Below are 24,501 nucleotides of genomic sequence, written 5' to 3'. Positions count from 1 at the left end.
GATGCTCACCCCGGCTTGCAGATCGGACGGTCGCCACCGGCGCGGATGAAGTCGATCATTTCCATGGCGAGTGGCTTGTCCCTGAACGTCACAGCCGCTGCAGCCAGCCTGTCCTTGAACAATCCCTCGCCCGTGAACACGGCCTTGTACGCGCTGCGCACTTCCTGAAGCTGGGCCTTGTCGAAGCCGCGCCGCTTCAGGCCGACCATGTTAAGCCCGGACAGTTTAGCATGATTGCCGACCACCGATCCGAACGGGATCACGTCTTCGACCAGGATTGCACCGCCGCCGATGAATGCGTTGCGACCAATCCGCGTGAACTGGTGAACGGCAGCCTGGCCCCCGAACCACACATTGTCGCCCACGGTGATATGGCCGGCCAGCGCGACATTGTTCGCCATGACGACGCTGTTGCCGATATGATTGTCATGCGCGATGTGGGCGCCGACCATCACGAAACAATTATTGCCTACCCGCGTCAGGCCGCCGGATTTCGGAACGCCGGTATGGACCGTCGTGAACTCGCGGAACGTGCAATCATTGCCGATCTCCAGGCGCGATTCATCCGTCTCCTGAAATCCGATCACCTGGGGTGGTCCGCCGATCACCGCGTGTGGATGCAGCTGGCAATTCTCGCCGAGCCTGGTGTGGCCGGTCACGACGGCGTGCGAACGCAGCTGCGTTCCCCTGCCCAGCACCGCATGCGGGCCAACATGACAGAAAGGTCCGATACGAACGCCCTCATCAAGTTCAGCCCCGGGCTCGACACAGGCGGTGGGATGAATTTCAACGGGCATAGAAGGGTCCAGACGCTGCAATGGAGGAATGATAGCGTAATCGGCAGCTTGTCAGGACGTTTTCTTCGGATTTGCGTTTTTCTGCAACCATGCGACTTCGCGCAGATACTGGCGGTGAGGCTTGGCCGGCGTGCCGCCCCATATCCCGCCATCATCGATATCCCGGAAAACGCCGGAGGCTGCCGCGAGACTGACGCCTTCGCCGATCCTGACGTGATCCGCAATGCCGACCCGGCCACCCATGCGGGTGCCGTCACCGATCTTCACAGAGCCTGATATGCCGCCAAAGGCCGCCATCACCACGCCCCGGCCGAACACGACATTGTGGGCAACCTGGCAGAGATTGTCGAATTTCGTGCGTTCTCCGATGATCGTATCATCGAAGACGCCGCGATCGATGCAGGTATTCGCGCCGATCGTGACATGGTCCTGCAGGATGACCCGGCCGAAATGCGGCGCGTCTTCCATGCCCGACGGTCCGCCCATGACGCCAAAGCCCGCCTCGCCAATCCGCGCGCCCGAGAGGAGCGTGACATTGTCTCCGAGGAGCGCGCAGAAGACGGACGCATTCGCCCCGATCCGGCACTTGCGGCCGATCTGGACGCCCGGGCCGATTACCGCATTCGCCCCGATCACGCTGCCTTCGCCGACCGTCGCGCCCGGCCCGATGACGGCGCCGGGGGACAGGATGACGCCTGCATGCACCTTCGCGTCAGGCGAGATCCGCTCATTGCCGCTCCAGACAAGGTGCCTGGGCTGGAACAGGGAAAATGCCACGAGGCCATGATCGTGGCGTGGCAGGTGTGTCACCAGGTAAGGGATGCCATCCGGAACGTGCTTGAGATTGGCTTCATTGACGATCAGCGCGGACACTTCGGGACTGACCGGGACGTCACCCTTGCCATCGCCATCCAGAAAGGAAAGGTCCCCGGCCCGGCCATTGGCCGAAGCGGAGACCCCCTTGATTTCAACAGACGCGTCTCCGTGGAGCGCTGCGCCGGTCAATTCGGCAATCTTTCCAAGCGTCAGGGCCCCCAGGGGCGCGTAGAAACGTGGATCGATCGTCACAGTGCGTTCCTACTGGGCGGGTTGCGCAGGCACGCGCTGGCGCGTGACGGCAATCGTCGGTGTCTTGGCGTCGAGCTTGCTGATCACAAGCCCCGTCACATCGACCGTGTCTGCACTGTAGATGACCTGTCCCTTGGACATGACAACCTGAGCCTTCTTCTCGTTCACGACTTCCATCAGCGCAGGCTCGATCGCGCGGTTGAAATCAACCAGCGCCTTGCGTTCCGTCAGCTGGAATTCCTGGCTGACGATCTGGCGCTTCTGGGCGAACTCATTGGCGCGCTTCTGGTACGCCGTCAGCTGGGCCACGAGTGCCGTGTCTGCTGCCACCGCTTCGCGGGTCTTGCCTTCGATTTTCGTCTGCAGCGCCTTGCCGTCCGTTTCGAGCGTGGCGCGTGTTGGCTCCAGCTCATTCTTCATCTGGGTTTCAAGGCTGCTCAGCTTGGTCTGGATATCCTTGCCGGCTTTGGATTCTGTCAGCAAGCGACCTTCATCGATCATGACGACTGTCGTGCCCTGCGCTGCGGCCGCCGGCACTGCGACGGCAGCCCCTGTAACCATAAGTGAAAGGGCGACTAGCATGTGTTTGAGTGGGGACATTGTCCGTCTCCTGTTTGGCGATTCTGGATCAGAACCGTGTAGAGGTTGAGAACCGGAAAGTTTCGGTTCGGTCGTAATCTTCCCTGCGCAGGATCTGCGAGAAGTCGAAGCGGATGGGGCCGAATGGCGAGTCCCAGAAAACGCTCAGGCCTGCAGATGCGCGCAGAGCGGTGGCATCCTTGGTGACACGCACGGCCGGCAAGCCGGTTTGCGGGTCAGTGAAGTAAACCGTCGGGCTGATGTCCGGGCCCCGAAGGGTTCCGAGGGCGCCGACATCGGCGAACAGGGCGCTCCTGATGCCGTACTCTTCCGGGAAGACGCTTGGCATGCTGAGCTCGAATGTGCCCTGGTAGTACGTGTTGCCCCCTTGCGAGTTCAGGCGGCGTGTTGCCACGATTTCGCCTGTTGTCGGATCGACAACCCGCACGACTTCGCGCGGGCCGAGGCCCGCGACATCAAAGCCGCGGAACGAGTTGCCACCGCGGAAAAAGCGGTTGTTGATCCGGATGCCCTGTCCATTTTCAAGCGGAAAAACATATCCCGCCGACAAACGCGCGCTCGCGACGACTTCCTTCCAGATGCCGCGATACATGGAGGCGCTGGTTTCAGTACGCAGGTATTTTACGTCGCCGCCGAGCCCGGCGGCTTCCTGGCTCCACCTGAAATCAAATCCGCGCGTTGGCGTGATCGGATCGTTCGTCCGGTCCCAGAAGAAGCTGTAACCGACAATGCTCGAAATCTCGCTGCGTTCAGACCGGCAGTTTGAATCGCGCAGCAGGTAAAGCGGGTCACACTGGTCGACGATGATTTCACCCGCGACAGCACCGTCGGCCGCCCGCGCGACGCGGAAGATGTCGTCAGTCGCATCATCCGGCGTTTCAGCGCCTGCAATCTGGATGGTGCGTGTCGATGTAAACCGCGTGGTCGTATCGAGAAGGACATCGAAGTCAGGGATCTGGACGTCATCCGACTGAAGCTTGTAGCTCAGGCCCAGCTGCATGCGTTCAGTAAGCGGGAAACCGACACGCAAGCCGGCACCGACCGTTTCCGCAGTGTAGCTGCCGAAATCCTTGAAATCCTGCTTGGTCGCATACAGGTCGACACCAGCCGACAGGTTGCGGTCGAGGAAGCGCGGCTCGGTGAACCGCAGATCGACAACCTGCTGGCGGCTGGAGGTCGATACGCGCGCGACGATCGACTGCCCCCGTCCGCGCAGGTTACGCTGTGAGGCGCTGAGGTCGAACAGGTAGGAGTCGACTGACGAGAAGCCGGCCGCGAACGAGAGTTCACCGGTTGGCTGCTCGGTAACCTTCACGTCCACGATGCTCTTGTCTGCGCCCTCGCCCGGCGTTTCGACGATTTCAACGTCCTTAAAGTAGCCAAGCGCCCGTACGCGGTTTTTCGACCGGTCCAGCAGGATGCGGTTGAACGCGTCGCCTTCCGAAATACGCAGCTCACGGCGGATAACGCGGTCAAGCGTTTGCGTGTTGCCGACAATGTTGATGCGCTCAATATAGACCCGCGGGCCTTCGTCCACGGCAAATGTGACGTCGATGCGCCCCGTGTCGGGGTTCACGTCCAGCTGGGGACGAATATCCACGAAGGCATAACCGGCGATACCGGCCGCATAGGTCAGCGTATCAATCGTCGTTTCGATCAGATTGCCCTTGAACAGGTCGCCTTCCTGGATCGGCACGGCGCGGCGCAGGGCTTCTGCGTCCAGCTTTTCGAGAGCTGTCTCGACCTTGACCTCACCAAAGTCATATTGACGACCTTCGTCGATCGTCATCGTGATGTAGAAATCCTTCTGGTCCGGCGTCAGTTCAGCAACGGCCGACGTCACGCGGAAATCGTAATACCCGTTGTTCTGGTAGAATTCGCGCAGCTTCTCACGGTCATATTCAAGGCGGCCGGGATCATAGTTGTCGTTCGAGCTGAAAAAGCGCCACAGGCGCGACTGGCGCGTGACGATCTCGCTGCGAAGGCGCGAGTCCGAATATTCCTTGTTGCCGATGAAATTGATCGACCGCACACCCGTGACCGGTCCCTCTGTGATCTCGAACACGAGGTCGACACGGTTTTGCTCAAGCGGCTTGTATTGCGGCTCCACCTTCGCGGCAAAACGGCCCGACTGGCGATACAGTTCGAGGATGCGCTGCACATCTGCCTGAACACGCGCTGCGGTGAAGATTCCGCGTGGCGCCGCCTGGATTTCTTCCTTGAACTTGTCGTCCTTGAGGGCCCTGTTGCCTTCGAAAATCACGCGGTTGATGATCGGGTTCTCGACCACGCGCACCAGCAGGTCGTCGCCATTCCGGTCAATCGAGACGTCCGCGAACAGGTTGGTGGCAAATAGTGTCTTCAGCGACAGGTCGATCCGCTCGGCATCGAACGCATCGCCCGGTTCCACGAGCAGGTAGGACTGAACGGTCCGGGCCTCGATCCGCTGGTTCCCTTCCACGAGAATTGACCGGATCGTACCGCCATAGCGGTTGTCTTCCTGCGCCTCTGCGGAATTGGTCAGGCCCGGCAGCGACACCGATGCAAAAACACTGGTCGCCATAAGGGTTGCTGCAAGGAACTTACGCATCGTGGAATGATCTCTCTGATTAGCCTCGGGTCAGCCGGGTTAGCCGCCCACTCCCCCGAACAAGCCGGTCTCGATGATGTCACCCCACGTGATCACCACCACCATCCCCAATAACAGGATCAGGCCGAATGTCAGGCTCATCTCCTGCACTTTTTCGGGCAGTTCCTTGCCCATCACCGCTTCATAAGCATGAAAGACAAGGTGTCCGCCATCCAGCACTGGCAGTGGCAGCAGGTTGAAAAAGCCGACGCCGACCGAGATTGCGGCGCAGATGCTGAGAAGCATCCAGAACAGTTGTTCCACGCGCTGGCCCGTTGTCAGCTCCGGCTGGCTCCAGACCTTGTTGACGACACGGCGGGAAATGTCGCCAATTCCCACCGGGCCTGTCATGGCGTTGAACGACATCTTGCCGGTCACGATTCGCGACAGCATGGTGACGGTCCGGTCGATGGTTGCGCCGGTTTCGACAACGCCCGCGCCCAGAGCCTCGACCGGATTGTATCTGGTCCGCTCGCCAAGCGCGACGCCAGCCAGCATGATCCCGGCCGTGCTCTGCGGCACCATCTGGCCGAACTCGTTTTCCCGCACCACTTCGTTAGGCGTTACCTTGAAGCTCATGGCCTCGCCGTTGCGCAATACGTCGAATGTCATTTCCTTGTTGGGATTGAGCAGGATCGGGATGGTCACGGTCTGCGCGTCGGTCACCGGCTTGCCGTTCACTGCAACGAAAACATCGCCGACAGCCAGACCGCCCTGCTCGGCAGGAGACCCTTCAACGACGCCGCCGACACCGACGGAATAGTTGGCCTTGCCATGCACGCCCAGGATCAGCGCGAAAATCAGGCTGGCCAGGACAAAATTCGCAACCGGGCCGGCAACGCTGACGAGGGCCCGCTGCCAGACGGCAAGATCCTTGTAGGCCTTGCCTTGCGGCCCCTGCTCGATCTTGCCGACATCGCCGGCAAGCTGGCTCTCGCCAACAAATTTCACGAAGCCGCCCAGGGGGATCCAGTTAACGCGCCAGCGCGTTCCGACCCGGTCCTTGCGTTCATACAGGGGTTTGCCGAAACCGATCGAAAACGATTCAACGGCAGCGCCATAGAAGCGGCCGACAAGGTAGTGACCCAATTCATGCACGATCACGACAATGCCCATCATGAAGATGAGGCATGCAATAAATAGCGGACCCTGGCTCAGAACCTGACCCAAACGACTTACCCTCCTGCCCGGCTCGGGGCCTTCTTCAGCAACTCGGCCGCCATTTCGCGTCCGAACCGGTCCAGATAAGCTATTTCTTCCAGCGTGTCACAGGCCATTGCGGCCAGGTCTGTGGATGAAAAGCGACTCAATACTTCGTCTACGGCCCAGCTTATGTCCAGAAAACCGCATTGGCCCGCAATAAATGCAGATACCGCAGCTTCATTAGCGCAATTTAATACGGTTGTGCCAGCAGAACCCAGCGCGATCGCGCGACGCGCGAGTTTGATCGCCGGAAAGCGCGTCGCATCGACTTCCGCGAAGTCCAGCCGCCCCAGGGTAGCGAGATCCAGCCGGGCCACATTCGTCGCCACCCGGTCAGGCCACCCCAGCGCGTAGGCAATCGGCGCGCGCATGTCCGGCGCGCTCAACTGCGCGATCACCGAACCGTCATTGAAGTGCGCCATGCCGTGAATGATCGACTGTGGATGCACCAGCACATCTATCCTGTCGGCCGGGACATCGAACAGATAGGCCGCCTCGATGAACTCGAGCGCCTTGTTCATCAGGGTCGCGCTGTCGATGGAATTCTTTATGCCCATGTCCCAATTGGGATGCGCAGCGGCTTCCGCAGGCGTAGCCGCTGCCATCTGCTCAAGCGTTGCCGTTCTGAACGGTCCGCCGGAGGCCGTAATCGTCAGTTTCTCGAGCGATTTGCCGTCGCCCAGGGCCTGGAAAATGCCGCTATGCTCGGAATCCACAGGCAGGATCCGCGCACCTGTCCTTGCCGCTTCCGACAGGATCAGCTTGCCGCCGCAGACAATGCTTTCCTTGTTGGCAATGGCCACATCGGTTCCTCGACGAATGGCCGCCAGCGTCGATGACAGCCCGGCCGCGCCGACAATGGCCGCCAGTACGCGGTCACATGGCCGTGTGGCGGCTTCCGTCACAGCTTCCAGCCCTCCGGCTGTCTCTATGCCCGTGCCCGCCAGCCGCTGCCTCAGGTCATCCAGTCTGGATTCGTCCGCAATGACGGCAATCTGCGGCCTGAAGGCTATGGCTTGCCGGGCGAGGGTCTCAGAATCGCTGCCAGCGGCGAGCGCGACGATTTCAAATGGCGTGTCGCCTGCCGCATTGGCCTGGGCGACGACGTCGAGTGCCGACGTGCCAATGGAACCGGTTGAGCCCATGATGGAGATACGGCGAACGGTCACGGCTTAGAACCCGAGCGCGCCTGAAAGGCCCGGAATGAAGAACAGGGCCAGCGACCCGAAAATGCCGACGGCGCCGAGGCCGTCCACACGGTCGAGAACACCGCCATGGCCTGGCAAAAGGGTGCCCGCATCCTTGACCTTGAAACGCCGCTTGAGGCCGCTTTCAAACAGGTCACCGCACTGCGCGACAACAGAAATCGCGACGGCCGTTGCGATCCACACCGGAAAAGAGGCCATTTCGATGTCCGCCCCGGCAAGTCCGCACAGGGCGCAGGCGGTGACAGCGCCCAGCGCGCCGCTCCATGTCTTGTTGGGGCTCTCGCTGGGCAAAAGCCGGGGACCGCCAAGGCCGCGCCCCGTGAAATAGGCAGCAGCGTCGGAAACCCAGACAAAGGACATGAAAAACAACGCGGCCGCGCGGCCATCCCAGGGGCCTTCGCGCAGGAAAAACAGGCCAGCGGCCATCGCCGTGACGTAAAACAGGCCAAAAGCTGCAGTCCAGCGCACGCGCAGGCCGCCGACGGCTGTCATCGCGCAGAAAGCCAGGCCCGCGACGATGACGAGTGTGCTGAGCCACAGCATCCCGAGCGGCAGGGTCAGGCAGAACGCGGCTGTGGCGAGCGCCATGGCCCGGCCACGGGGATAGGCGCTGATCTGGCTCCATTCCAGGGCCATCGCCGCCGCAAATACGGCGCAACCGATTGCCAGCCACCAGCCGCCAGCCCAGACCATTCCAATGGCAACCGGTATCAGGACCAGAGCCGATATCAGCCGCAGCCCGAGTTCCGAGAAACGCTGGTCGCGCGGCGTCCAGTCTCCCATTACACGGCCCCTGGCAGAACAGCACCGAAGCGGCGTTCGCGCTCTCGATACTTGGTCAATGCGTCTTCCAGGCATGCCTGGTCAAAGTCCGGCCAGAGTACGTCCATGAAGACCAGTTCCGAATAGGCGCACTGCCAGAGAAGGAAATTGCTGAGCCGGTATTCACCACTCGTGCGGATCAGAAGATCGGGATCGGGCATTCCGTCCGTGTCCAGGAAGCCGCTGAACGTTGCCTCGGTCACCTCCTCCGCCTTCATTCGGCCCTCGGCCACCGCCTCGGCCACGCCGCGCGCCGCCCGGGCAATCTCTTCACGGCCGCCGTAATTGAACGCGATGGTCAGGAAAAACGTGTCATTCGCGGCGGTCTCCCGCTCCGCCTTGTCGACCAGAGCGGCCACGTCCGCCGGCAGGCCGTCCCTGAGGCCGATGATGCGGACCCGGACCCCTTCCCGCTTCAGGCGCGACAGGTCGCGCTGCACATAGGCCTTCAACAGGCTGAACAGCGCATTCACTTCAGCCGCAGGACGCCGCCAGTTCTCCGTCGAGAATGAAAATACGGTGAGATAGCGGATGCCCAGGTTGCCTGCGGCCTCCACCGTGCGCCTCAGGGCCTCGACCCCCCGCTCATGACCGGCCGCACGCGGCAGGCCGCGCGCCTTGGCCCAGCGGCCATTGCCATCCATGATGATCGCGACATGCGAAAGTCCAGGCTGCTGCCCCGACACAACATTTGTGACATCAGAGGCGGGCCCGGCAGACATCAGACTTGCATGATCTCCGCTTCTTTGGCTTTCAGCGCGTCATCGACACGGCCTACGAAGGCGTCAGTCAGCTTCTGGACTTCATCGGAGAGGCTGTGGAGGCGGTCTTCGCTGATCTCGCCGTCCTTTTCCATCTTCTTCAGGCTGTCCATGCCGTCGCGCCGGATGTTGCGCACGGCCACCTTGGCGGCTTCGGCATATTTGCCGGCAATCTTTGTCAGCTCGACACGGCGCTCTTCATTCAGCGGCGGGATCGGGATGCGCAGGGTCTGGCCGTCCATGACAGGGTTGAGGCCAAGACCCGACTCCCGGATCGCCCGGTCAGTGGCGCCGACGACGGTCTTGTCCCAGACGTTGACCGACAGCATGCGCATGTCGGTCACCGAAACCGAGGCGACCTGCGACAGGGGAACAGTCGATCCGTAGGCCGGAACCTGGATCGCATCGAGCAAGTTCACTGACGCGCGGCCGGTGCGCAGGCCGCTGAATTCCGTAGAGAGTGACGACAGCGCGCCTTCCATCCGGCGTTCGAGATCTTTCTTGCTATAGGTCATTTCGCGACCCCTCCCTTGTTGGAAATCGTGGTTGAGGTACCCCGCCCGTGCAGCACGTTCAGCAGCGACCCCTCCTCTTTCAACGAGAAGACCACAATCGGAATATTGTTGTCACGCATCAGGCTGACCGCAGAGGAGTCCATGACGCGGAGATCCTTCACCAAGAGCTCCTGGTAGGCAATCTCGTCATAGCGCATGGCGTTCTTGTCGAGCTTGGGATCCGCCGTGTAGACGCCGTCGACCTGCGTGCCCTTGAGCAGCGCGTCGCAATTCATCTCGATGGCCCGCAGCGCGGCGCCGGTGTCTGTCGTGAAGAACGGATTGCCGATGCCTGCGGCAAAGATCACGACGCGCCCTTTTTCCATGTGGCGCTGCGCCCGGCGGCGAATATAGGGTTCGCAGATCTGGTCCATCGCGATGGCAGACTGGACCCGCGTCGGCACGCCCTGGCTTTCAAGGACACTTTGCATTGCCAGCGCATTCATCACGGTGGCAAGCATGCCCATGCTGTCGGCCTGCGCGCGTTCCATGCCCTTGGCGGCCCCTGCCATGCCCCGGAAGATGTTCCCGCCCCCTATCACAAGGCATATTTCTGCGCCGGCCGTGCGCGCATTCGCAATCGCGCGGGCAAATTGTTCAACAGTGGGGATGTCGATGCCGAACTGGCCGGGTCCCATCAGGGCCTCGCCAGACAGTTTCAGGAGCACGCGCTTGTATTTCAGCGGGCTCGTCTCCGGATTCTCGCCTGGCATAGCTTTCTCCGTCAGTTGAAGCCCTGAATAGAGCTCCTAAAAGATTCCCGGCTGCCTGTCATGGGCAGCCGGGATGTTTAAGGCCTCAGGACGGGCCAATGGCAAGCCTGTTCAGCTGCCTTTTGTCAGGGAAGCCACTTCATCTGCGAAGTTATCCGCAGCTTTTTCGATGCCTTCGCCCAACTTGAAGTGAACAAAACCGTTCAGCGTTGCGCCTTCGCCCTTGAGATATTCTGCAACCGTCTGGTCAGGGTTCATCACGAATGGCTGTTCCAGCAGGACAACCTCCTTGAAGAACTTCTGCATCCGGCCCTTGATCATGCCTTCGATGATATTGTCAGGCTTGCCGCTTTCGCGCGCCTGTTCGGTCAGAACGCGCTTTTCGGTCTCGACCAGGTTCGGATCGAGCTCTGCCGTGGTAGCGGCAGCTGGCGATGTCGCAGCGATGTGCATCGCAATCTTGCGGCCGATATCTTCCAGATCACCCGAACCAGAGAGCGCAACCAGGACGCCAACCTTGCCCATGCCGGCCGTTTCGGCGTTGTGAATATAGGAAGCCACCTTGTCAGCCGACACCTTGGCCGAACGGCGAAGGGTCATGTTCTCGCCGATCGTGGCGATCATGCGCTTGATCATGTCGTCAACGCTGCCCTGGCCATCAGGCGCCGGCGCAGCCGCGAGGGCCTCAAGCGATCCGTCGGTTTCAAGCGCCGCTTTCGCGATGCCGGACAGGGCTTTCTGGAAGCCCTCGTTACGCGCCACGAAGTCCGTTTCAGCGTTCAGTTCGACAATCGCGCCCGACTTTCCGTCAGCCGATACCTGAACAGCCACGAGGCCGTCAGCAGCAGTACGTCCGGATTTCTTGGCGGCCTTGGACAGGCCTTTGGCGCGGAGCCATTCGATAGCGGCGTCTTCGTCGCCATCATTCTCGACGAGGGCCTTTTTCGCATCCATCATGCCTGCGCCGGTTTTCTCGCGCAGTTGCTTGACGAGCGCAGCTGTAATCTGGGCCATTGCGGTTATCCTTCAGTGTAAAAGTTCAATACCGAGGGCGATCAGGCGCCCGTTGCATCTTCCTTGGTTTCGCCATCGGCTGCAGCGACATCCGCCTCAACCATGCCTTCGAGGTCTTCAAGGGCACCGAGATCCACGCCTAGACCTGCAGTCGACTCTGCGAGGCCATCAAGCACCGCATCAGCGAACAGGTTGCAGTAGAGCGAAATCGCGCGGGCCGCGTCGTCATTGCCGGCGAAGCCGTAATCGGCATCGGACGGATCACAATTCGTATCCAGCACGGCGACGACAGGGATGCCCAGCTTGCGGGCTTCCATGACCGCGATGGCTTCCTTGTTCGTGTCGATCACGATCATTGCAGCCGGCAGGCCGCCCATGTCTGCGATCCCGCCGAGTGCGCGCTGCAGCTTGTCGCGGCGGCGATGCAGGTCGAGCAGTTCTTTCTTGGTGAGGCCTTCGCCGCCACCGGAATCGAACATCGCGTTGAGCTCTTTGAGCTGCTTGATCGACTTGGACACCGTGGTCCAGTTGGTCAGCGTGCCGCCAAGCCAGCGATGGTTCATGTAGTATTGTGCGCAGCGCTGCGCAGCTTCTGCAACAGGATCAGCCGCCTGGCGCTTGGTGCCGACGAACAGGACGCGGCCACCCTTGGCAACCGAGTCGCGCACGAATACGAGCGCCTGGTGCAGGGCCGGGACGGTCTGGGACAGGTCCATGATGTGGATGCCGGAACGCTCGCCGTAGATGTACGGCTTCATGCGGGGATTCCAGCGGTGGGTCTGGTGACCGAAGTGTACGCCAGCCTCAAGCAGCTCACGCATCGTGAAGTCAGGTAGTGCCATCTTTTTTCTCCATCCGGTTAGCCTTCGCAGGTGGAACGTTGGGCCAAAAAGGCTTTCCGCACCGGATGCACCCGCGAAATGGTTTCAGGAAAGGCGGCTTATACAGAATTCCGCCGGGTCGGCAAGCCGCCCGGATCGCCTTTTGTCAGGCGGCTTTCATCGGCTCAACCCGCTCCACGCCCGGCGCATCCTTCAGCGCCCTCTGGGCCTTGAGTCCGATCGTGTAATTGTCGGCCAGACGCAGGATCACGGTCCGGCCATCCTCGAGCGGCATTTCGATCAGGATCGCCCCCCGCTCGTGGTCCTGCAGGCGCCCCAGATGGCCGACAATGCCGGCAATGTCGTCGGTGTTCGCGCCAACCGCCAGGCGCACCTTGAGCGCTCCCATCGATTTCGACAGGCGAGCCGATTCCAGCTGCACGATCCGCTCCGCGTTCAGCTTGATCTCGTCGCCTGTACGCTTGACCCCGACAGTAATGGCCACGGCATTGCCGACCTGCAGCAGGTCGTAGCTCTGCTGCAGTGTTTCCGGAAACACCATCATCTCGACCTCGCCAGTCGGGTCCGACAGCGTGAGGAAGGCGAACTTGCCGCCATTGCGCGCGGGTTTCTCGTTGCGCATCCGCACCACGCCGATCAGCTCGAGCGGCTTGCCATCGCTGGCGCGTTCCTCGATCTCGATTGCCAGCGTCACCCGGTCCCGGTCGATTCCCTCCAGCACGTCGTCGAGCGGATGGCCGGAGAAGTAGAAGCCAATCGATTTGAACTCCTCGTCCAGTTTCTGCTGCCCGTTCCAGACCTTGCTGGTCGGCAGCGCCGGCCGCAGGGCCGGTTCGGCATCCCCGAACAGCCCGCCCTGCCCGCCCTGCCGGTCCTCGGCCGATTTGTTCGCCACCTGCGCAAGGATCGGCGCTGCAGCCAGCACTTTCGCGCGGTTGGTATCCAGGCCATCCAGCGCGCCGGATTTCGCCAGCGACTCGAAGGCCTTCTTGTTGATGTGGCGCGGATCGACGCGCTCGGCAAAATCGTAAAGGTCCGAAAACGGCCCGTCACGCTCACGCAGCGCCACGACATGCCGCATCGCCTCCAGCCCGACCCCCTTGAGCGCCCCCAAGGCATACACAACCGCGCCGTCACGGACATCGAAATCGGCCGTGGACGTATTCACGTCGGGCGCCAGAACCGGAATCCTGAGCCGCCGCGCCTCCTGGAAGAAGGCGGCCAGCTTGTCGGTATTGCCGAGGTCCAGGCTCATCGACGCGGCAAGGAACTCCACCGGGAAGTGGCATTTCAGGTAACCCGTCTGGTAGCCAATCAGCGCATAGGCTGCCGCGTGCGACTTGTTGAAACCATAGCCAGCGAACTTCTCCATCGTGTCGAAGATCACGTTGGCGAGCGGCTCGTCCATCTGCTTGGTCGCGGCCGCGCCTTCAACGAAGCGCTTGCGCTGGGCGATCATCTCTTCGAGTTTCTTCTTGCCCATTGCCCGGCGCAACAGGTCGGCCTCGCCGAGCGAATAGCCCGCGATCTCCTGCGCCATCCGCATGACCTGTTCCTGATAGACGGGCACACCATAGGTGGCCTCCAGGACAGGTTTCAGGTCAGGGTGCGCATATTGCACGCCGCCCGGATTTTCCTTGCCCTGCACGTAGACAGGAATGTTCTCCATCGGGCCCGGCCGGTAGAGCGAAATGATGGCAATCACGTCTTCAATATTGTTCGGGCGCACCTTGCGCAGCGTGTCCCGCATGCCGGCGCCTTCCAGCTGGAACACGCCGAGCGTGTCGCCGCTCGCCATCAGGTCATAGGTCGCCTTGTCGTCCAGCCCTTCCCATTCGGGGCCGACATCGCGTCCGCTGCGCCGGATCAGTTTCAGGGCGCGGTCGATGACTGTCAGGGTCTTGAGACCGAGGAAGTCGAACTTCACGAGGCCAGCCATTTCGGCGTACTTCATGTTGAACTGGGAGGCCGGCAGGTCGGCGCGCGGATCATTGTAAAGCGGTGCAATCTCGACCAGCGGACGGTCCCCGATCACCACGCCAGCCGCGTGCGTGCCCGCATTCCTGTAGAGCCCCTCCAGCGCCAGCGCGATCTTGATCAGTTCGCCAACGCGGGGATCTGCCTCGATCTCCTCGTCAAACTTCGGCTCGTCGTCGATGGCTTCCTGCAGCTTGGGCGGCTTGGCCGGGTTGAACGGGATCAGTTTCGCAAGCCGGTCGACCTGGAAATACGGCATCTGCATGACCCGGCCGACATCGCGCACCACAGCCTTGGCCTGCAACGTACCGAACGTGATGATCATCGCCACGCTGTCGGCGCCATACTTGTCGCGGACGTATCGGATAACCTCGCTGCGCCGCTCCTGGCAGAAGTCGATATCGAAGTCGGGCATCGACACGCGTTCGGGGTTCAGGAAGCGTTCGAACAGAAGGTCAAAGCGCAGCGGGTCGAGGTCCGTAATCAACAGGGACCAGGCCACGAGCGAGCCTGCACCGGAGCCCCGGCCCGGGCCGACAGGAATATCCTGCTCTTTTGCCCACTTGATGAAGTCCGACACGATCAGGAAGTAGCCGGGAAAGCCCATGCGCTCGATCACGCCGAGTTCGTAGTCCAGCCGTTCGAAATAGGTCTCGCGTTCCGCGTAGAGCTTGCTGGCAGCCGTGAGGCGGCCTTTCAGGCCTTCAGTGGCCTGCAGTCGCAATTCCTCGATTTCTGAGCGGCCTTCACTGCTGAAGGATGGCAGGATCGGATCACGCGTCACCGATCGCACCGAGCAGCGCCGGGCGATTTCCGATGTGCTAGCCAGGGCTTCGGGCAGGTCTGCGAAGAGTTCCCCCATCTCGGCCTGCGTTTTCAGGTATTGAGACGGACTGACGCGCTTGCGGTCTTCCTGGCCAAGGTATTCCCCGTTTGCGATACACATCAGCGCGTCATGCGCCGTCGCGTCGGATGGCTTCATGAAGCGGGCGTCATGCGTCGCCACGAGCGGCAAGCCGAGTTCATAGGCCAGATCGATCAGGCCCGCTTCTGTAGCGATCTCGTCCGGCGTTCCGTGGCGCGTAATCTCGACATAGCATCGCCCCGGATAGGCGCTGGCCAGAGTCGACAATTCGGTGCGCGCATCGGCGGCACGGCCCTTGAGCAGGTGGCGCGCCACTTCACCTTCGGCCCCGCCGGTCAACAGGATCAGGCCGTCCGTGTTTTCCAGAACAAGATCGCGGTGCAGCTTGGGCACGCCGTCATCCGCGTCGAGGTAGGCTCGCGATGACAGCAGCATCAGCCGCTGGTAGCCTGTCTCGTCCTGCGCATAGAGCGTCAGGCGGGTCGGTTCGCTGCGATGGGCGCCATCAGTGACATCGAAGCAGCAGGCCATGATCGGCTGGATTCCCGCCTCGGACATGGTGAGCGAGACTTCGAGCGCGCCGAAGAGGTTGTTCCGGTCCGTCACCGCGACGGCGGGCATGCCGTGCTCCAGCAGCCAGCCCTTCAGGCCCTTGGGCGTGATCATGCTTTCAAGCAACGAATAGCTCGACCGCACGGCCAGATGGATGAATGGCGACTCAGACAATGCTTGTTCTCCTGCGGGGAGAATACCCTGCCGTTCCGGCTGGTGCCAGACCACCCGTCAGTGGCGGCCTTCCACAGCTTATTCCGCTGTATAATCGACCAGTTGGCCGTCTTTCAGGGTCAGGACACGGTCCATGTGCTGCGTCAGGGAGAAATTGTGGGTCGCCACAAGTACCGCAGCGCCTTCATTGCGTACCATCTTGATGAGCGTCGCGAAAACGCGCTCGGTGGTCACCGGGTCGAGGTTTCCGGTCGGCTCATCTGCGATGACCAGACGCGGATCATTCGCCAGCGCCCGGGCAATCGCCACGCGCTGCTGTTCGCCGCCTGACATCTGGCCCGGCTGGTGGTGCCCCCTGTCAGCCAGTCCCATGACCTCGAGCAACTCGGCCGCCTTGGCCCGCGCGGCCTTCTTCTTCACGCCTGCAATCATCAGCGGCATGGCAATATTGTCCTCTGCGTTGAACTCCGGCAGCAAATGGTGGAACTGGTAGACGAAACCGATCTTTGCGCGGCGGATGGCCGTGCGGCCCTTGTCGTCCAGCGACAGGCAATCAATGCCGTCGAGCATCACCTTACCGGCCTCCGGCCGCTCCAGCAGGCCGGCCGTGTGCAGCAGGGTCGACTTGCCCGACCCCGAAGGCCCCACAAGCCCCACCAGTTCACCCGCATTGAGGCGCAGGTCCGTCCCCTTCAGCACGGGCAGTTCGCCTGCAGCGGTACGGTAGGTCCGGTTGATGCCGATCAGTTCGAGAACGGGGCCGCTCATTATTCGAACCTCAGCGCGCTGACCGGATCCTGGCGGGATGCCCACCAGGCCGGAATGAGTGATACGCCCATCGACATGAACAGGGCATATAGCCCGGTCTGGATCACTTCCTTCCAGTCGAGGATCGCCGGAAGGCCTTCAAGGCCATAGGTTTCGGCATCAAACACTTCGCCTTCCACGAACAGATTGATGAAGGCTTCGACCGTGTCGATGTTCATCACGACCAGCACGCCCACCAGCACGCCCAGCAAGGCTCCCAGCGTGCCAAGCACCGTCCCGACCAGCAGGAACACCCTGAGCACACCGTTTCGCCCCAGCCCGATCGTGCGCAGGATCGCAATATCCCGCGACTTGTTCTTTACCAGCATCACGACGCCGACAATGATATTCAGGGTTGCAATCGCCATGATCACCATGACCAGCAGGCGCACCATGGTCCGCTCCACCTGCAGCGCGTTGAGATAGCTTTGACGCTGGCTTTTCCAGTCGAATGTGTAGAGCGCATTGCCCGTCGCGCTCGCGATCGCGGTCATGGCTTGGTGCGTTTTTTCCGGGTCCTTCAGGCGGATATCCAGCATGCTGTAATGCCCCTTGGACTGGAACAGGATCTGCGCCTGCTCCATCGGCATGAACACGTACAGGCTGTCCAGCTCGACACTGCCCGTCTTGAAAATGTCCCCGACCGTATAGGACTTGCTGCGCGGCGTTCCGCCCATCGGGCCCGCCGTCTGCTGCGAGGTGACAATCTCCACCTTGTCGCCCGGTCGAACGCCCAGCCCCTCCCGGCCGGCCGCCAGGAACGCGCCAAGCATGACGACATTGCCGCCATTCTTGCCCTCGCCAAATCCCGCCGCAATCGCCGAATCTCCGCCATCCTTCAGGAAGGGCAGTGTCGCGAGGTCTTCGGTTCGGATGGCCCGAACAGCGGCGCCGGTCTTGCGCCCGTTCGCAGTAATCAGGACATATTCCTCGATATAGGGCGTCACGCTCGACACACCGTCCACGGTGCGGATCGTGTCGGCCAAAGTATTGGCTTCATCTTCGGTATAACTGCTGACGACACCGTAGACATGCGGCTGTCCGCCCAGCAGCGCGTCCAGCAATGTCGCCCGGAACCCGCTCATCACCGACATGGTGATGATCAGGGCGGCCACGGCGAAGAAAATGCCCACGAAGGAAATGATCGAAATGAGCGACGCCCCGCCATGCTCGCGCTTGGCTCTCAGGTAGCGCCAGGCCAGCGTCCGCTCCAGCTTGCCGAACGGCGCGGCCACATGCCCGAAGTCACTCATTTGGGTGTCACTTTCCTGAGCGCGTCAGCAAACGGCATTTCTGTCTTTTCACCACTCTTGCGGTTCTTGACCTCGACAACGCCATTTTCGACCCCGCGCGGCCCGATCACGATCTGCCATGGCAGCCCGATCAGGTCCATGCGGGCAAATTTGCCGCCGGCACGCTCATCCGTATCGTCGTACAGCACGTCCATTCCGGCCCCGGTCAGCGCCGCATAGGCGTCGGCACAGGCTGCCTCACAGGCTGCGTCACCCACCCGCATATTGATCAGCCCGACATGCCACGGCGCCACGGATTCCGGCCAGACAATGCCGTTCTCGTCATGGCAGGCCTCAATGATGCCGCCGACAAGCCGGGATACGCCAATGCCATAACTGCCCATCTGGACGGGCACCATCTGGCCATCAGCTGATTGCACAACTGCATTCATCGGCACCGAGTACTTGGTCCCGAAGTTGAAAATATGGCCAACTTCAATGCCGCGTGCCGAAACCTGCCGTTCGGCCGGAATGGCAGCGAATGCTGCCGCGTCATGCATCTCTTCAGTCGCCGCATAGTATTGCGTGCGCTTTTCGACCTCTGCGTTCAGGTCAGCGTCGAAATCGAGATCCAGCCCCGGCGGGGGCAGGTCCAGCAGCATCCTGTCACAGAATACCGCGCTTTCGCCCGTATCGGCGAGGATGATGAATTCATGGCTCATGTCACCCCCGATCGGACCAGTATCGGCCCGCATGGGAATGGCAGTCAGGCCCATCCGGTCGAAAGCATTGAGATAGGCGCAGAACATCTTGCGATAGGAAACGCGCGCCTGCTCGTCCGTCAGGTCGAAGGAATAGGCATCCTTCATCAGGAACTCACGCCCGCGCATCACGCCGAAGCGCGGGCGCACTTCATCGCGAAACTTCCACTGCTGGTGATACAGGTTCAGCGGCAGCTGCTTGTAGCTTTTGACATAGGTACGGAACACATCGGTGATGAGTTCCTCATTTGTCGGGCCATACAGCATGTCCCGATCATGCCGGTCCGTGATGCGCAGCATTTCCTTGCCATAGTCATCGTAACGGCCGGACTCGCGCCAGAGGTCCGCCTGTTGCAGCGTTGGCATCAGCATCTCGATGGCGCCGGCGCGGTTCATTTCCTCGCGCACGATCTGCTCGATCTTCTTCAGCACGATAAAGCCCATAGGCAGCCAGGAATAAATGCCCGCGCCATTCTGGCGGATCATGCCGGTGCGCAGCATCAGCTTGTGCGAGGCAATGGCCGCATCTGCCGGTGCGTCCTTGGTTACCGGCAGAAAAAATTTGGAAAGACGCATGGATTCCCCGCTATCGCTGATTTTGGCGCCCAACTAGCCGCAGCCGCCCCTAGTTCGCAAGGAGTAGCGGCACAACCAATGCCGCAATTGCGGTCAGGATGACGGCACCAATGGTCGCCCAGATTACCTTCTTGAGCAGCATCGGCTGGGAAGGTGCGCCTTCTTCCGTACCAGGTGTCGGCTCGCCGTCCTCGAATTGGCCGCGCACACCGATCGGCAGGACCGCAAAGAAGCAGACCCACCAGACCATGACGAAAACGACAATCGTGCCGCCGATGGTCATCAGTGGGCGCCTTTGGGTGTTTCCATGAGTTCGATCAGGACACCATTGGAATTCTTTGGGTGGACGAAAATGATCATCGTGCCATGCGCCCCGATGCGGGGCTTGCCGAGGACAGTCGCCCCGCGCTTGCCCATCTCCTCAACGGCCTGGTTGATGTCTTCAACCTCGAAGCATACGTGATGCTGCCCGCCCTTGGGGTTCTTGGCGATGAAGTTTGCAATCGGCGACTCCGCGTTCAGCGGTTCGATCAGTTCGATCTGCGCGTTCGGCAGGTTCACGAAACAGACCTTCACACCCTGCTCGGGCATGTCGAAGGGGGTCGTAATATCCGTTGCATTGTACAGGTTGCGATAGGTGTCGCACGCCTCTTCAATATCGGGAACGGCGACGCCGACATGGTTCAGCGGGCCAAGTTTGAATTCGCTCATCTCAGGTCAACTCCTCAATACTGTCACATCAATCATGGGGCGGCGCCCGAACACCGACTCGCAGGCCTTGCGCAATGCGCGGCCAACTTCGCGCTCAACCATTTCATCATCGAGGCGATTCTTGCGCTTCATCTTTGTCACAGCCGCGTCTGCCGCCTCGTCCAGTTCATCAAGGCTCTCATCAGCCAGCCGGCCGTCTGTTTCAGAGAAGCCACGTACAACCACGACGGGGCCGTCGATCACGTCTCCGGCCTCGTCGATCACGACACTGGCCAGCACAACACCGTTTTCCGCCAGCTTGCGGCGCTCATTCAGGCCCTGCGCGCCCTCCGGGATCAGGAATTTCCCGTCGAGCAGGAGCCGGCCCGCCGGAACGAGATCGATAATCTCGGCATCGCCCGGCGCCAGACGGACCAGGCTGCCGTTGCGGGGTGCAATCGTTTGCGGCACCTGCAAGGTCTTGGCATAGGCGGCGTGCTCCATGATGTGCCGGCGCTCACCATGCACAGGCACGGCTATCTTCGGACGCACCCATTGGTACATGCGCTGCAATTCGCCTCGGCAAGGGTGCCCCGAAACGTGGATCGGCGCCTTGACCATGCGCGGCGTAATGACCCTGACTCCCTGATCGGCCAGTGAATTCTGCATCGCAAAGATTTCGCGCTCATTGCCGGGAATGATCCGTGACGAGAAAATCACGCAATCGCCTTCGCCCAGCGAGACATTGCGATGGTCGTTCCGGGCAATCCGCGCCAGGGCCGCGCGGTCCTCGCCCTGGCTGCCGGTGCATAGGTACAGGATGTTTTCTGACGGCATGGTCTTGGCATCAGATTCGTCCACGAATTCCAGATTGCGCGACAGGATGCCCACCGCCTTCGCCGCATCCGTGATACGGTGCATGCTGCGGCCGACGAGGCAAACACTGCGCCCCGCATGCTCGGCGGCTTCAATGATCGACTTCACCCGCGCGACATTGGACGCGAAGGTCGTGACAGCCACAGCTTGCTTCTGCTCGCCGATCAGGTCGATCAGGCCTTGCTTCACGCTCTCTTCCGACCCCGCCTCGCCGTCCTCGAAGACGTTCGTGGAGTCGCAAACCATGGCGAGCACGCCCCGGTCGCCCAGCGCGGTGAGTGCCTTGATGTCCGTGGGGCCGCCAATCTGCGGATCCGGGTCGATCTTCCAGTCACCAGTGTGCAGGATGATACCGGCTGGCGTCTCGATGGCGAGCGCGTTGGGCTCGGGAATGGAATGGGTCAGCGTGACATAGGTGACCGAGAACGGCCCTGCGACAACCGTCCCTCCCAGTGCGACCGGCTTCAGCCACCGGGGATCGACACCCCGTTCAATCATCTTCGAACGCACGAGTTCCGTCGTGAAGGGAGTCGCATAAATAGGCGCCTTGGTCTTCAGGCGCGGATAGAGCAGTCCGACAGCGCCAATATGGTCTTCATGGGCATGTGTCAGGAAGATCGCGTCAATGTGCTCGCCCACGAGATATTCGGGATCAGCACAAATCAGGTCGATTCCCGGTGTATCGAGCCCGCCAAAAGTCACGCCGACATCAACCAGAATCCAACGGCGCGCATGGGGGGGACCATACCCATAGGCGTTCAGGTTCATGCCGATTTCTTCGCATCCCCCGAGTGGCAGGAAAACGAGTTCGTCGGAAAGGTGTGCTGAATCGGCCATAAGGTCCTATTTGTTACGTTTGTAGATTTCGAGAAGTCCCGAGATGAGGATATCCGGGTCATAGTGGTCAATTGTTTCGCTGGCACCCTCGAACAGGGAGGCAACGCCGCCGGTGGCGACCACTTTCATGGGCTTTCCATACTCGGCCTTGATCCGGCGCACCAGCCCGTCAATCAGGTCGATATAACCCCAGAACACACCAGACTGCATGGCACTGATCGTATCCTGGCCGATAACCTGGCTCGGACGCTGGATCGCGATGCGCGGCAACTGGGCCGCCGCGTCATGCAGCGCGCTGACCGAAAGGTTGATCCCGGGCGAGATGATACCGCCCTCAAAACCGCCATCAGCCGCAACGATGTCGAAGGTCGTGGCCGTGCCACTATCAATGACGATCAGGTTGCCGGGGTAGGAAACATGCGCGCCCAATGCGCTGACGATACGGTCAGCGCCGACCTGCTCAGGCCGGTGAATGCGGATCTCGACGCCTGTCTTCAGGTTCGCGTCACCAATGAACATCGGCTCGACGTTTAGATAGCGCCGCGCAAGGTTGCGAAAGTTGAATACGGCCTGTGGCACCACCGTGGAAATCACGCAGCCGTTAATCTGGCTCAGGTCCATGCCGTGCATGTCGGCCAGCCGCCACAACCAGGCGGCGTGGTCGTCGGCCGTCTTGCGCGCCTCTGTGGCGCTGCGCCACTGTACCACCCAGTCAGTGCCGTCATGGACAGCGAACAGGGTATTGGTGTTACCGACGTCTATCGCAAGCAGCATGGCGCTCAAACTCTCCCTATCAGATCAACATCTCCGGCCCTTATGGTCTGCCGGGCGCCATCGGGCAATCTGAGGACGAGTGCCCCAGACATGTCCATATCCTCGAATACGCCCTCAACGGGCGTGCCGGACGCTGTCACGCGAACAGTCCCGCCCAGGCCTTCGGCCCGCTCCAGCCAGTTCCTGCGCAAACCGTCGAAGCCCTCGTGGGACTGGATCAGACGCTGGGCAAACGCCTTGCGCAATGCTTCCAGCACCATGTCTGTTGTGACGGCCAGATCGCCGCGAAGTGTTGAAATGCTTGCCGCGCGCTGGCCCGCAGCGTCCGGTGCATGCATGACATTGATGCCGATACCGGCTGCCACCCATGTCTCCGCCCCTGAGCCGCCTGTTTCGATGAGAATGCCTGAAAGTTTGGCACCATCGATCCGCACATCGTTCGGCCACTTTAGGCGCACATCGGCTTCTGGCGCAAACAGCAGGGCCACGTCGCTAACGGCAAGCGCCGATGCGAACGGCATCCGGGATGCAACCACCAACCCGCCGGGTTCCCGGAACAGTGCAGTCGCAAACAGATTGCCGGCCGGCGATACCCAGCTCTTCTGCAAGCGGCCCCGCCCGGACGACTGTGACTCGGCAACCAGCCAGCAATCAACGAACGCGCCAGTGGCGACGCGTCGTTTGGCTTCACTGTTCGTGCTATCCGTCGCTCCGAGCTGGTAGACGGGCCAGGCCAGACTCAAGAGGCCAGTCCCAGCGCGGCACCATTGGCCCAGTCAGCCAGTTGGTTGATGAAGACAAGGAACAGGATGCCGGCCACAAAGGCGGAAATCAGAACCGTGAGAGTGACGGATCCATCGATCGGCTCGAAGCGCTCTTTCGGCTCATCAAACCACATGATTTTTACGATGCGCAGATAGTAGCCAAGCGACACGACCGATGCGACAACAAGAATGATCGCCAGGGGCAGCAGGCCCGCATTTAGGCCCGCGTTGAACACTTCCCACTTGCCGAAGAACCCGCCGAATGGCGGCAGGCCAGCGATCGAGAAAATCAGGATCGACAAGGCGATCGCGAGCCATGGGCGGGTGCTCATCAGCCCGCCAAATTCATCGATGCTTTCAACCATCCCGCCGCGACGGCGCATCGCGAGAACACCGGCAAAGAGCCCGAGGGATGAAATCACGTAGAGCGTCATGAAAATCAGCAACGCCCCTGCCCCGCTCGCCTGTCCTGCCGCGACAGCAACAAGCGCATAACCGACATTGGCGATGGACGAATAACCGAGCAGGCGCTTGATATTGGTTTGCGTCAGAGCACCGAACGACCCAACAAGCATCGAGAGGCCGGAAATGATCGCAATGATCATCTGCCAGTCATCCATGACGCTTCCGAAAGCCGTAAACATCACGTTCGCGAACACGACCATCGATGCCATTTTCGGAGCCGAGGCGAAGAAAGCACCAACAGGAGTCGGGGCGCCTTCATAGACGTCCGGCGTCCAGACGTGCATCGGGGCCGCCGATACCTTGAATGCTAGTCCCACGATCATCAGGACCATGCCGAACATCAGGCCGATCGAGGGGGCTGCGCTGGAAATGCCCGCATAATTGGTCGTGCCAGCAAAGCCGTAAACGAGCGATGCGCCATACAAGAGCATCCCTGACGCCAGCGCTCCGAGTACGAAATATTTCAGGCCAGCCTCCGACGACCGGGCCGAATCCCGATGAAACGCCGCGAGCACGTAAGACGACAGGCTGAGCGTCTCGATACCCATGTAGAGAGTCATCAGATCCGCGGCGGACAGGATGATACCCATGCCCAGGCTCGCAAAAATGGTCAGCAGGACGTACTCGTAACGGATTGTGTCATGCCGCCTCAGGAATCCCTCAGACATGATCAGTGCAAAACCACCCACTGAGAAGCTGACGAACTTGGCGAAGTTCACGAACGTGTTTGTGCGCACCAGGCCGCCAAAGGCTTCACCGCCCTGATAGAACAGCAGCGATAGAGCCGCGGCGCCGAACAATGCCAGCGCGCCATATTTGAACGAGAGACCATTGAACCGGTCTTTCAACATCGCACCGAGCAGCACGCCCACAAGGCCAGCAGCCGCAAGCCAGAGCTCCGGACCGATAGCAAGGATCATGGCAGTATAGTCGAGCATGG

The 24,501-nt window shown here is 61.1% G+C and carries 22 protein-coding genes; all 22 read right to left on the bottom strand.

Annotated elements, in window-relative coordinates:
- Window positions 1–5: 5 nt before the first annotated feature.
- On the bottom strand, window positions 6–797 hold the full coding sequence (gene lpxA / locus VR74_RS07730; RefSeq protein WP_045695679.1) for an acyl-ACP--UDP-N-acetylglucosamine O-acyltransferase: 792 nt from the start codon (window positions 795–797) through the stop codon (window positions 6–8).
- Between the two features lie 51 nt (window positions 798–848).
- A complete protein-coding gene (lpxD, locus tag VR74_RS07725) occupies window positions 849–1,865 on the bottom strand; it encodes a UDP-3-O-(3-hydroxymyristoyl)glucosamine N-acyltransferase (RefSeq protein ID WP_045695677.1) in 1,017 nt (338 codons plus the stop codon).
- 9 nt (window positions 1,866–1,874) lie between these two features.
- Window positions 1,875–2,465 carry an OmpH family outer membrane protein gene (locus VR74_RS07720; protein WP_045695676.1) on the bottom strand — a complete coding sequence of 197 codons (591 nt, stop codon included), beginning with the start codon at window positions 2,463–2,465 and terminating at the stop codon, window positions 1,875–1,877.
- Between the two features lie 28 nt (window positions 2,466–2,493).
- Entirely contained in the window at window positions 2,494–5,055 is a 2,562-nt protein-coding gene (gene bamA / locus VR74_RS07715; RefSeq protein ID WP_045695674.1) for an outer membrane protein assembly factor BamA, read from the bottom strand.
- Between the two features lie 39 nt (window positions 5,056–5,094).
- Window positions 5,095–6,213 (bottom strand): M50 family metallopeptidase, encoded by a 1,119-nt coding sequence (locus VR74_RS07710; protein WP_299949868.1) that lies wholly within the window; start codon window positions 6,211–6,213, stop codon window positions 5,095–5,097.
- Between the two features lie 56 nt (window positions 6,214–6,269).
- Complete coding sequence (dxr, locus tag VR74_RS07705; RefSeq protein WP_299949866.1) at window positions 6,270–7,466, bottom strand: 1-deoxy-D-xylulose-5-phosphate reductoisomerase; 1,197 nt, start codon at window positions 7,464–7,466, stop codon at window positions 6,270–6,272.
- Between the two features lie 3 nt (window positions 7,467–7,469).
- On the bottom strand, window positions 7,470–8,288 hold the full coding sequence (locus VR74_RS07700) for a phosphatidate cytidylyltransferase (protein WP_045695671.1): 819 nt from the start codon (window positions 8,286–8,288) through the stop codon (window positions 7,470–7,472).
- Entirely contained in the window at window positions 8,288–9,049 is a 762-nt protein-coding gene (locus VR74_RS07695; RefSeq protein WP_045695670.1) for an isoprenyl transferase, read from the bottom strand. The genes VR74_RS07700 and VR74_RS07695 overlap by 1 nt, the downstream gene beginning before the upstream one ends.
- On the bottom strand, window positions 9,049–9,603 hold the full coding sequence (frr, locus tag VR74_RS07690; RefSeq protein WP_045695668.1) for a ribosome recycling factor: 555 nt from the start codon (window positions 9,601–9,603) through the stop codon (window positions 9,049–9,051). Before frr ends, VR74_RS07695 begins: the two co-directional genes overlap by 1 nt.
- Window positions 9,600–10,355, bottom strand: a complete 756-nt coding sequence (gene pyrH, locus VR74_RS07685) for a UMP kinase (RefSeq protein WP_045695667.1) — start codon at window positions 10,353–10,355, stop codon at window positions 9,600–9,602. Before pyrH ends, frr begins: the two co-directional genes overlap by 4 nt.
- A gap of 111 nt (window positions 10,356–10,466) precedes the next feature.
- Window positions 10,467–11,369, bottom strand: a complete 903-nt coding sequence (tsf, locus tag VR74_RS07680; RefSeq protein ID WP_045695665.1) for a translation elongation factor Ts — start codon at window positions 11,367–11,369, stop codon at window positions 10,467–10,469.
- Between the two features lie 41 nt (window positions 11,370–11,410).
- The gene (rpsB, locus tag VR74_RS07675; RefSeq protein ID WP_045695664.1) at window positions 11,411–12,211 is read right to left on the bottom strand and encodes a 30S ribosomal protein S2; all 801 of its coding nucleotides are present in this window, start codon (window positions 12,209–12,211) and stop codon (window positions 11,411–11,413) included.
- A gap of 145 nt (window positions 12,212–12,356) precedes the next feature.
- Complete coding sequence (gene dnaE / locus VR74_RS07670) at window positions 12,357–15,779, bottom strand: DNA polymerase III subunit alpha (RefSeq protein ID WP_299949864.1); 3,423 nt, start codon at window positions 15,777–15,779, stop codon at window positions 12,357–12,359.
- A gap of 78 nt (window positions 15,780–15,857) precedes the next feature.
- Complete coding sequence (locus VR74_RS07665) at window positions 15,858–16,547, bottom strand: ABC transporter ATP-binding protein (protein WP_045695662.1); 690 nt, start codon at window positions 16,545–16,547, stop codon at window positions 15,858–15,860.
- Window positions 16,547–17,839, bottom strand: coding sequence for an ABC transporter permease (locus VR74_RS07660; protein WP_045695661.1), 1,293 nt, complete (start codon window positions 17,837–17,839; stop codon window positions 16,547–16,549). Before VR74_RS07660 ends, VR74_RS07665 begins: the two co-directional genes overlap by 1 nt.
- A complete protein-coding gene (gene proS / locus VR74_RS07655; RefSeq protein ID WP_045695734.1) occupies window positions 17,836–19,155 on the bottom strand; it encodes a proline--tRNA ligase in 1,320 nt (439 codons plus the stop codon). Before proS ends, VR74_RS07660 begins: the two co-directional genes overlap by 4 nt.
- Window positions 19,156–19,204: 49 nt before the next feature.
- Window positions 19,205–19,438 (bottom strand): DUF1467 family protein, encoded by a 234-nt coding sequence (locus VR74_RS07650; protein ID WP_045695659.1) that lies wholly within the window; start codon window positions 19,436–19,438, stop codon window positions 19,205–19,207.
- On the bottom strand, window positions 19,438–19,866 hold the full coding sequence (gene mce, locus VR74_RS07645; protein WP_045695657.1) for a methylmalonyl-CoA epimerase: 429 nt from the start codon (window positions 19,864–19,866) through the stop codon (window positions 19,438–19,440). The genes VR74_RS07650 and mce overlap by 1 nt, the downstream gene beginning before the upstream one ends.
- A gap of 6 nt (window positions 19,867–19,872) precedes the next feature.
- Window positions 19,873–21,558 carry a ribonuclease J gene (locus VR74_RS07640; protein ID WP_045695656.1) on the bottom strand — a complete coding sequence of 562 codons (1,686 nt, stop codon included), beginning with the start codon at window positions 21,556–21,558 and terminating at the stop codon, window positions 19,873–19,875.
- A gap of 6 nt (window positions 21,559–21,564) precedes the next feature.
- The gene (locus VR74_RS07635; protein WP_045695654.1) at window positions 21,565–22,332 is read right to left on the bottom strand and encodes a type III pantothenate kinase; all 768 of its coding nucleotides are present in this window, start codon (window positions 22,330–22,332) and stop codon (window positions 21,565–21,567) included.
- A 5-nt stretch (window positions 22,333–22,337) separates the two neighbouring features.
- On the bottom strand, window positions 22,338–23,075 hold the full coding sequence (locus tag VR74_RS07630; RefSeq protein ID WP_045695653.1) for a biotin--[acetyl-CoA-carboxylase] ligase: 738 nt from the start codon (window positions 23,073–23,075) through the stop codon (window positions 22,338–22,340).
- Window positions 23,072–24,499, bottom strand: coding sequence for an NADH-quinone oxidoreductase subunit NuoN (gene nuoN / locus VR74_RS07625; protein WP_045695652.1), 1,428 nt, complete (start codon window positions 24,497–24,499; stop codon window positions 23,072–23,074). The genes VR74_RS07630 and nuoN overlap by 4 nt, the downstream gene beginning before the upstream one ends.
- Window positions 24,500–24,501 lie beyond the last annotated feature (2 nt).

Source organism: Hyphomonas sp. BRH_c22 (assembly GCF_000961795.1).
Taxonomy (GTDB): Bacteria; Pseudomonadota; Alphaproteobacteria; order Caulobacterales; family Hyphomonadaceae; genus Hyphomonas.
Note: the sequence above shows the minus strand (reverse complement) of the source record. Positions and strands in the feature narration are given on the sequence as shown.

Bases quoted from the DNA above. Each gene is read 5' to 3' on its own strand.
- VR74_RS07720 (WP_045695676.1), bottom strand. From the start codon at position 2,465: ATGTCCCCACTCAAACACATGCTAGTCGCCCTTTCACTTATGGTTACA.
- mce (WP_045695657.1), bottom strand. From the start codon at position 19,866: ATGAGCGAATTCAAACTTGGCCCGCTGAACCATGTCGGCGTCGCCGTT.
- VR74_RS07665 (WP_045695662.1), bottom strand. From the start codon at position 16,547: ATGAGCGGCCCCGTTCTCGAACTGATCGGCATCAACCGGACCTACCGT.
- rpsB (WP_045695664.1), bottom strand. From the start codon at position 12,211: ATGGCACTACCTGACTTCACGATGCGTGAGCTGCTTGAGGCTGGCGTA.
- pyrH (WP_045695667.1), bottom strand. From the start codon at position 10,355: ATGCCAGGCGAGAATCCGGAGACGAGCCCGCTGAAATACAAGCGCGTG.
- tsf (WP_045695665.1), bottom strand. From the start codon at position 11,369: ATGGCCCAGATTACAGCTGCGCTCGTCAAGCAACTGCGCGAGAAAACC.
- VR74_RS07660 (WP_045695661.1), bottom strand. From the start codon at position 17,839: ATGAGTGACTTCGGGCATGTGGCCGCGCCGTTCGGCAAGCTGGAGCGG.
- VR74_RS07640 (WP_045695656.1), bottom strand. From the start codon at position 21,558: ATGGCCGATTCAGCACACCTTTCCGACGAACTCGTTTTCCTGCCACTC.
- VR74_RS07695 (WP_045695670.1), bottom strand. From the start codon at position 9,049: ATGTCTGCCGGGCCCGCCTCTGATGTCACAAATGTTGTGTCGGGGCAG.
- VR74_RS07700 (WP_045695671.1), bottom strand. From the start codon at position 8,288: ATGGGAGACTGGACGCCGCGCGACCAGCGTTTCTCGGAACTCGGGCTG.
- VR74_RS07650 (WP_045695659.1), bottom strand. From the start codon at position 19,438: ATGACCATCGGCGGCACGATTGTCGTTTTCGTCATGGTCTGGTGGGTC.
- bamA (WP_045695674.1), bottom strand. From the start codon at position 5,055: ATGCGTAAGTTCCTTGCAGCAACCCTTATGGCGACCAGTGTTTTTGCA.
- VR74_RS07635 (WP_045695654.1), bottom strand. From the start codon at position 22,332: ATGCTGCTTGCGATAGACGTCGGTAACACCAATACCCTGTTCGCTGTC.
- nuoN (WP_045695652.1), bottom strand. From the start codon at position 24,499: ATGCTCGACTATACTGCCATGATCCTTGCTATCGGTCCGGAGCTCTGG.
- lpxA (WP_045695679.1), bottom strand. From the start codon at position 797: ATGCCCGTTGAAATTCATCCCACCGCCTGTGTCGAGCCCGGGGCTGAA.
- proS (WP_045695734.1), bottom strand. From the start codon at position 19,155: ATGCGTCTTTCCAAATTTTTTCTGCCGGTAACCAAGGACGCACCGGCA.
- VR74_RS07710 (WP_299949868.1), bottom strand. From the start codon at position 6,213: ATGATGGGCATTGTCGTGATCGTGCATGAATTGGGTCACTACCTTGTC.
- frr (WP_045695668.1), bottom strand. From the start codon at position 9,603: ATGACCTATAGCAAGAAAGATCTCGAACGCCGGATGGAAGGCGCGCTG.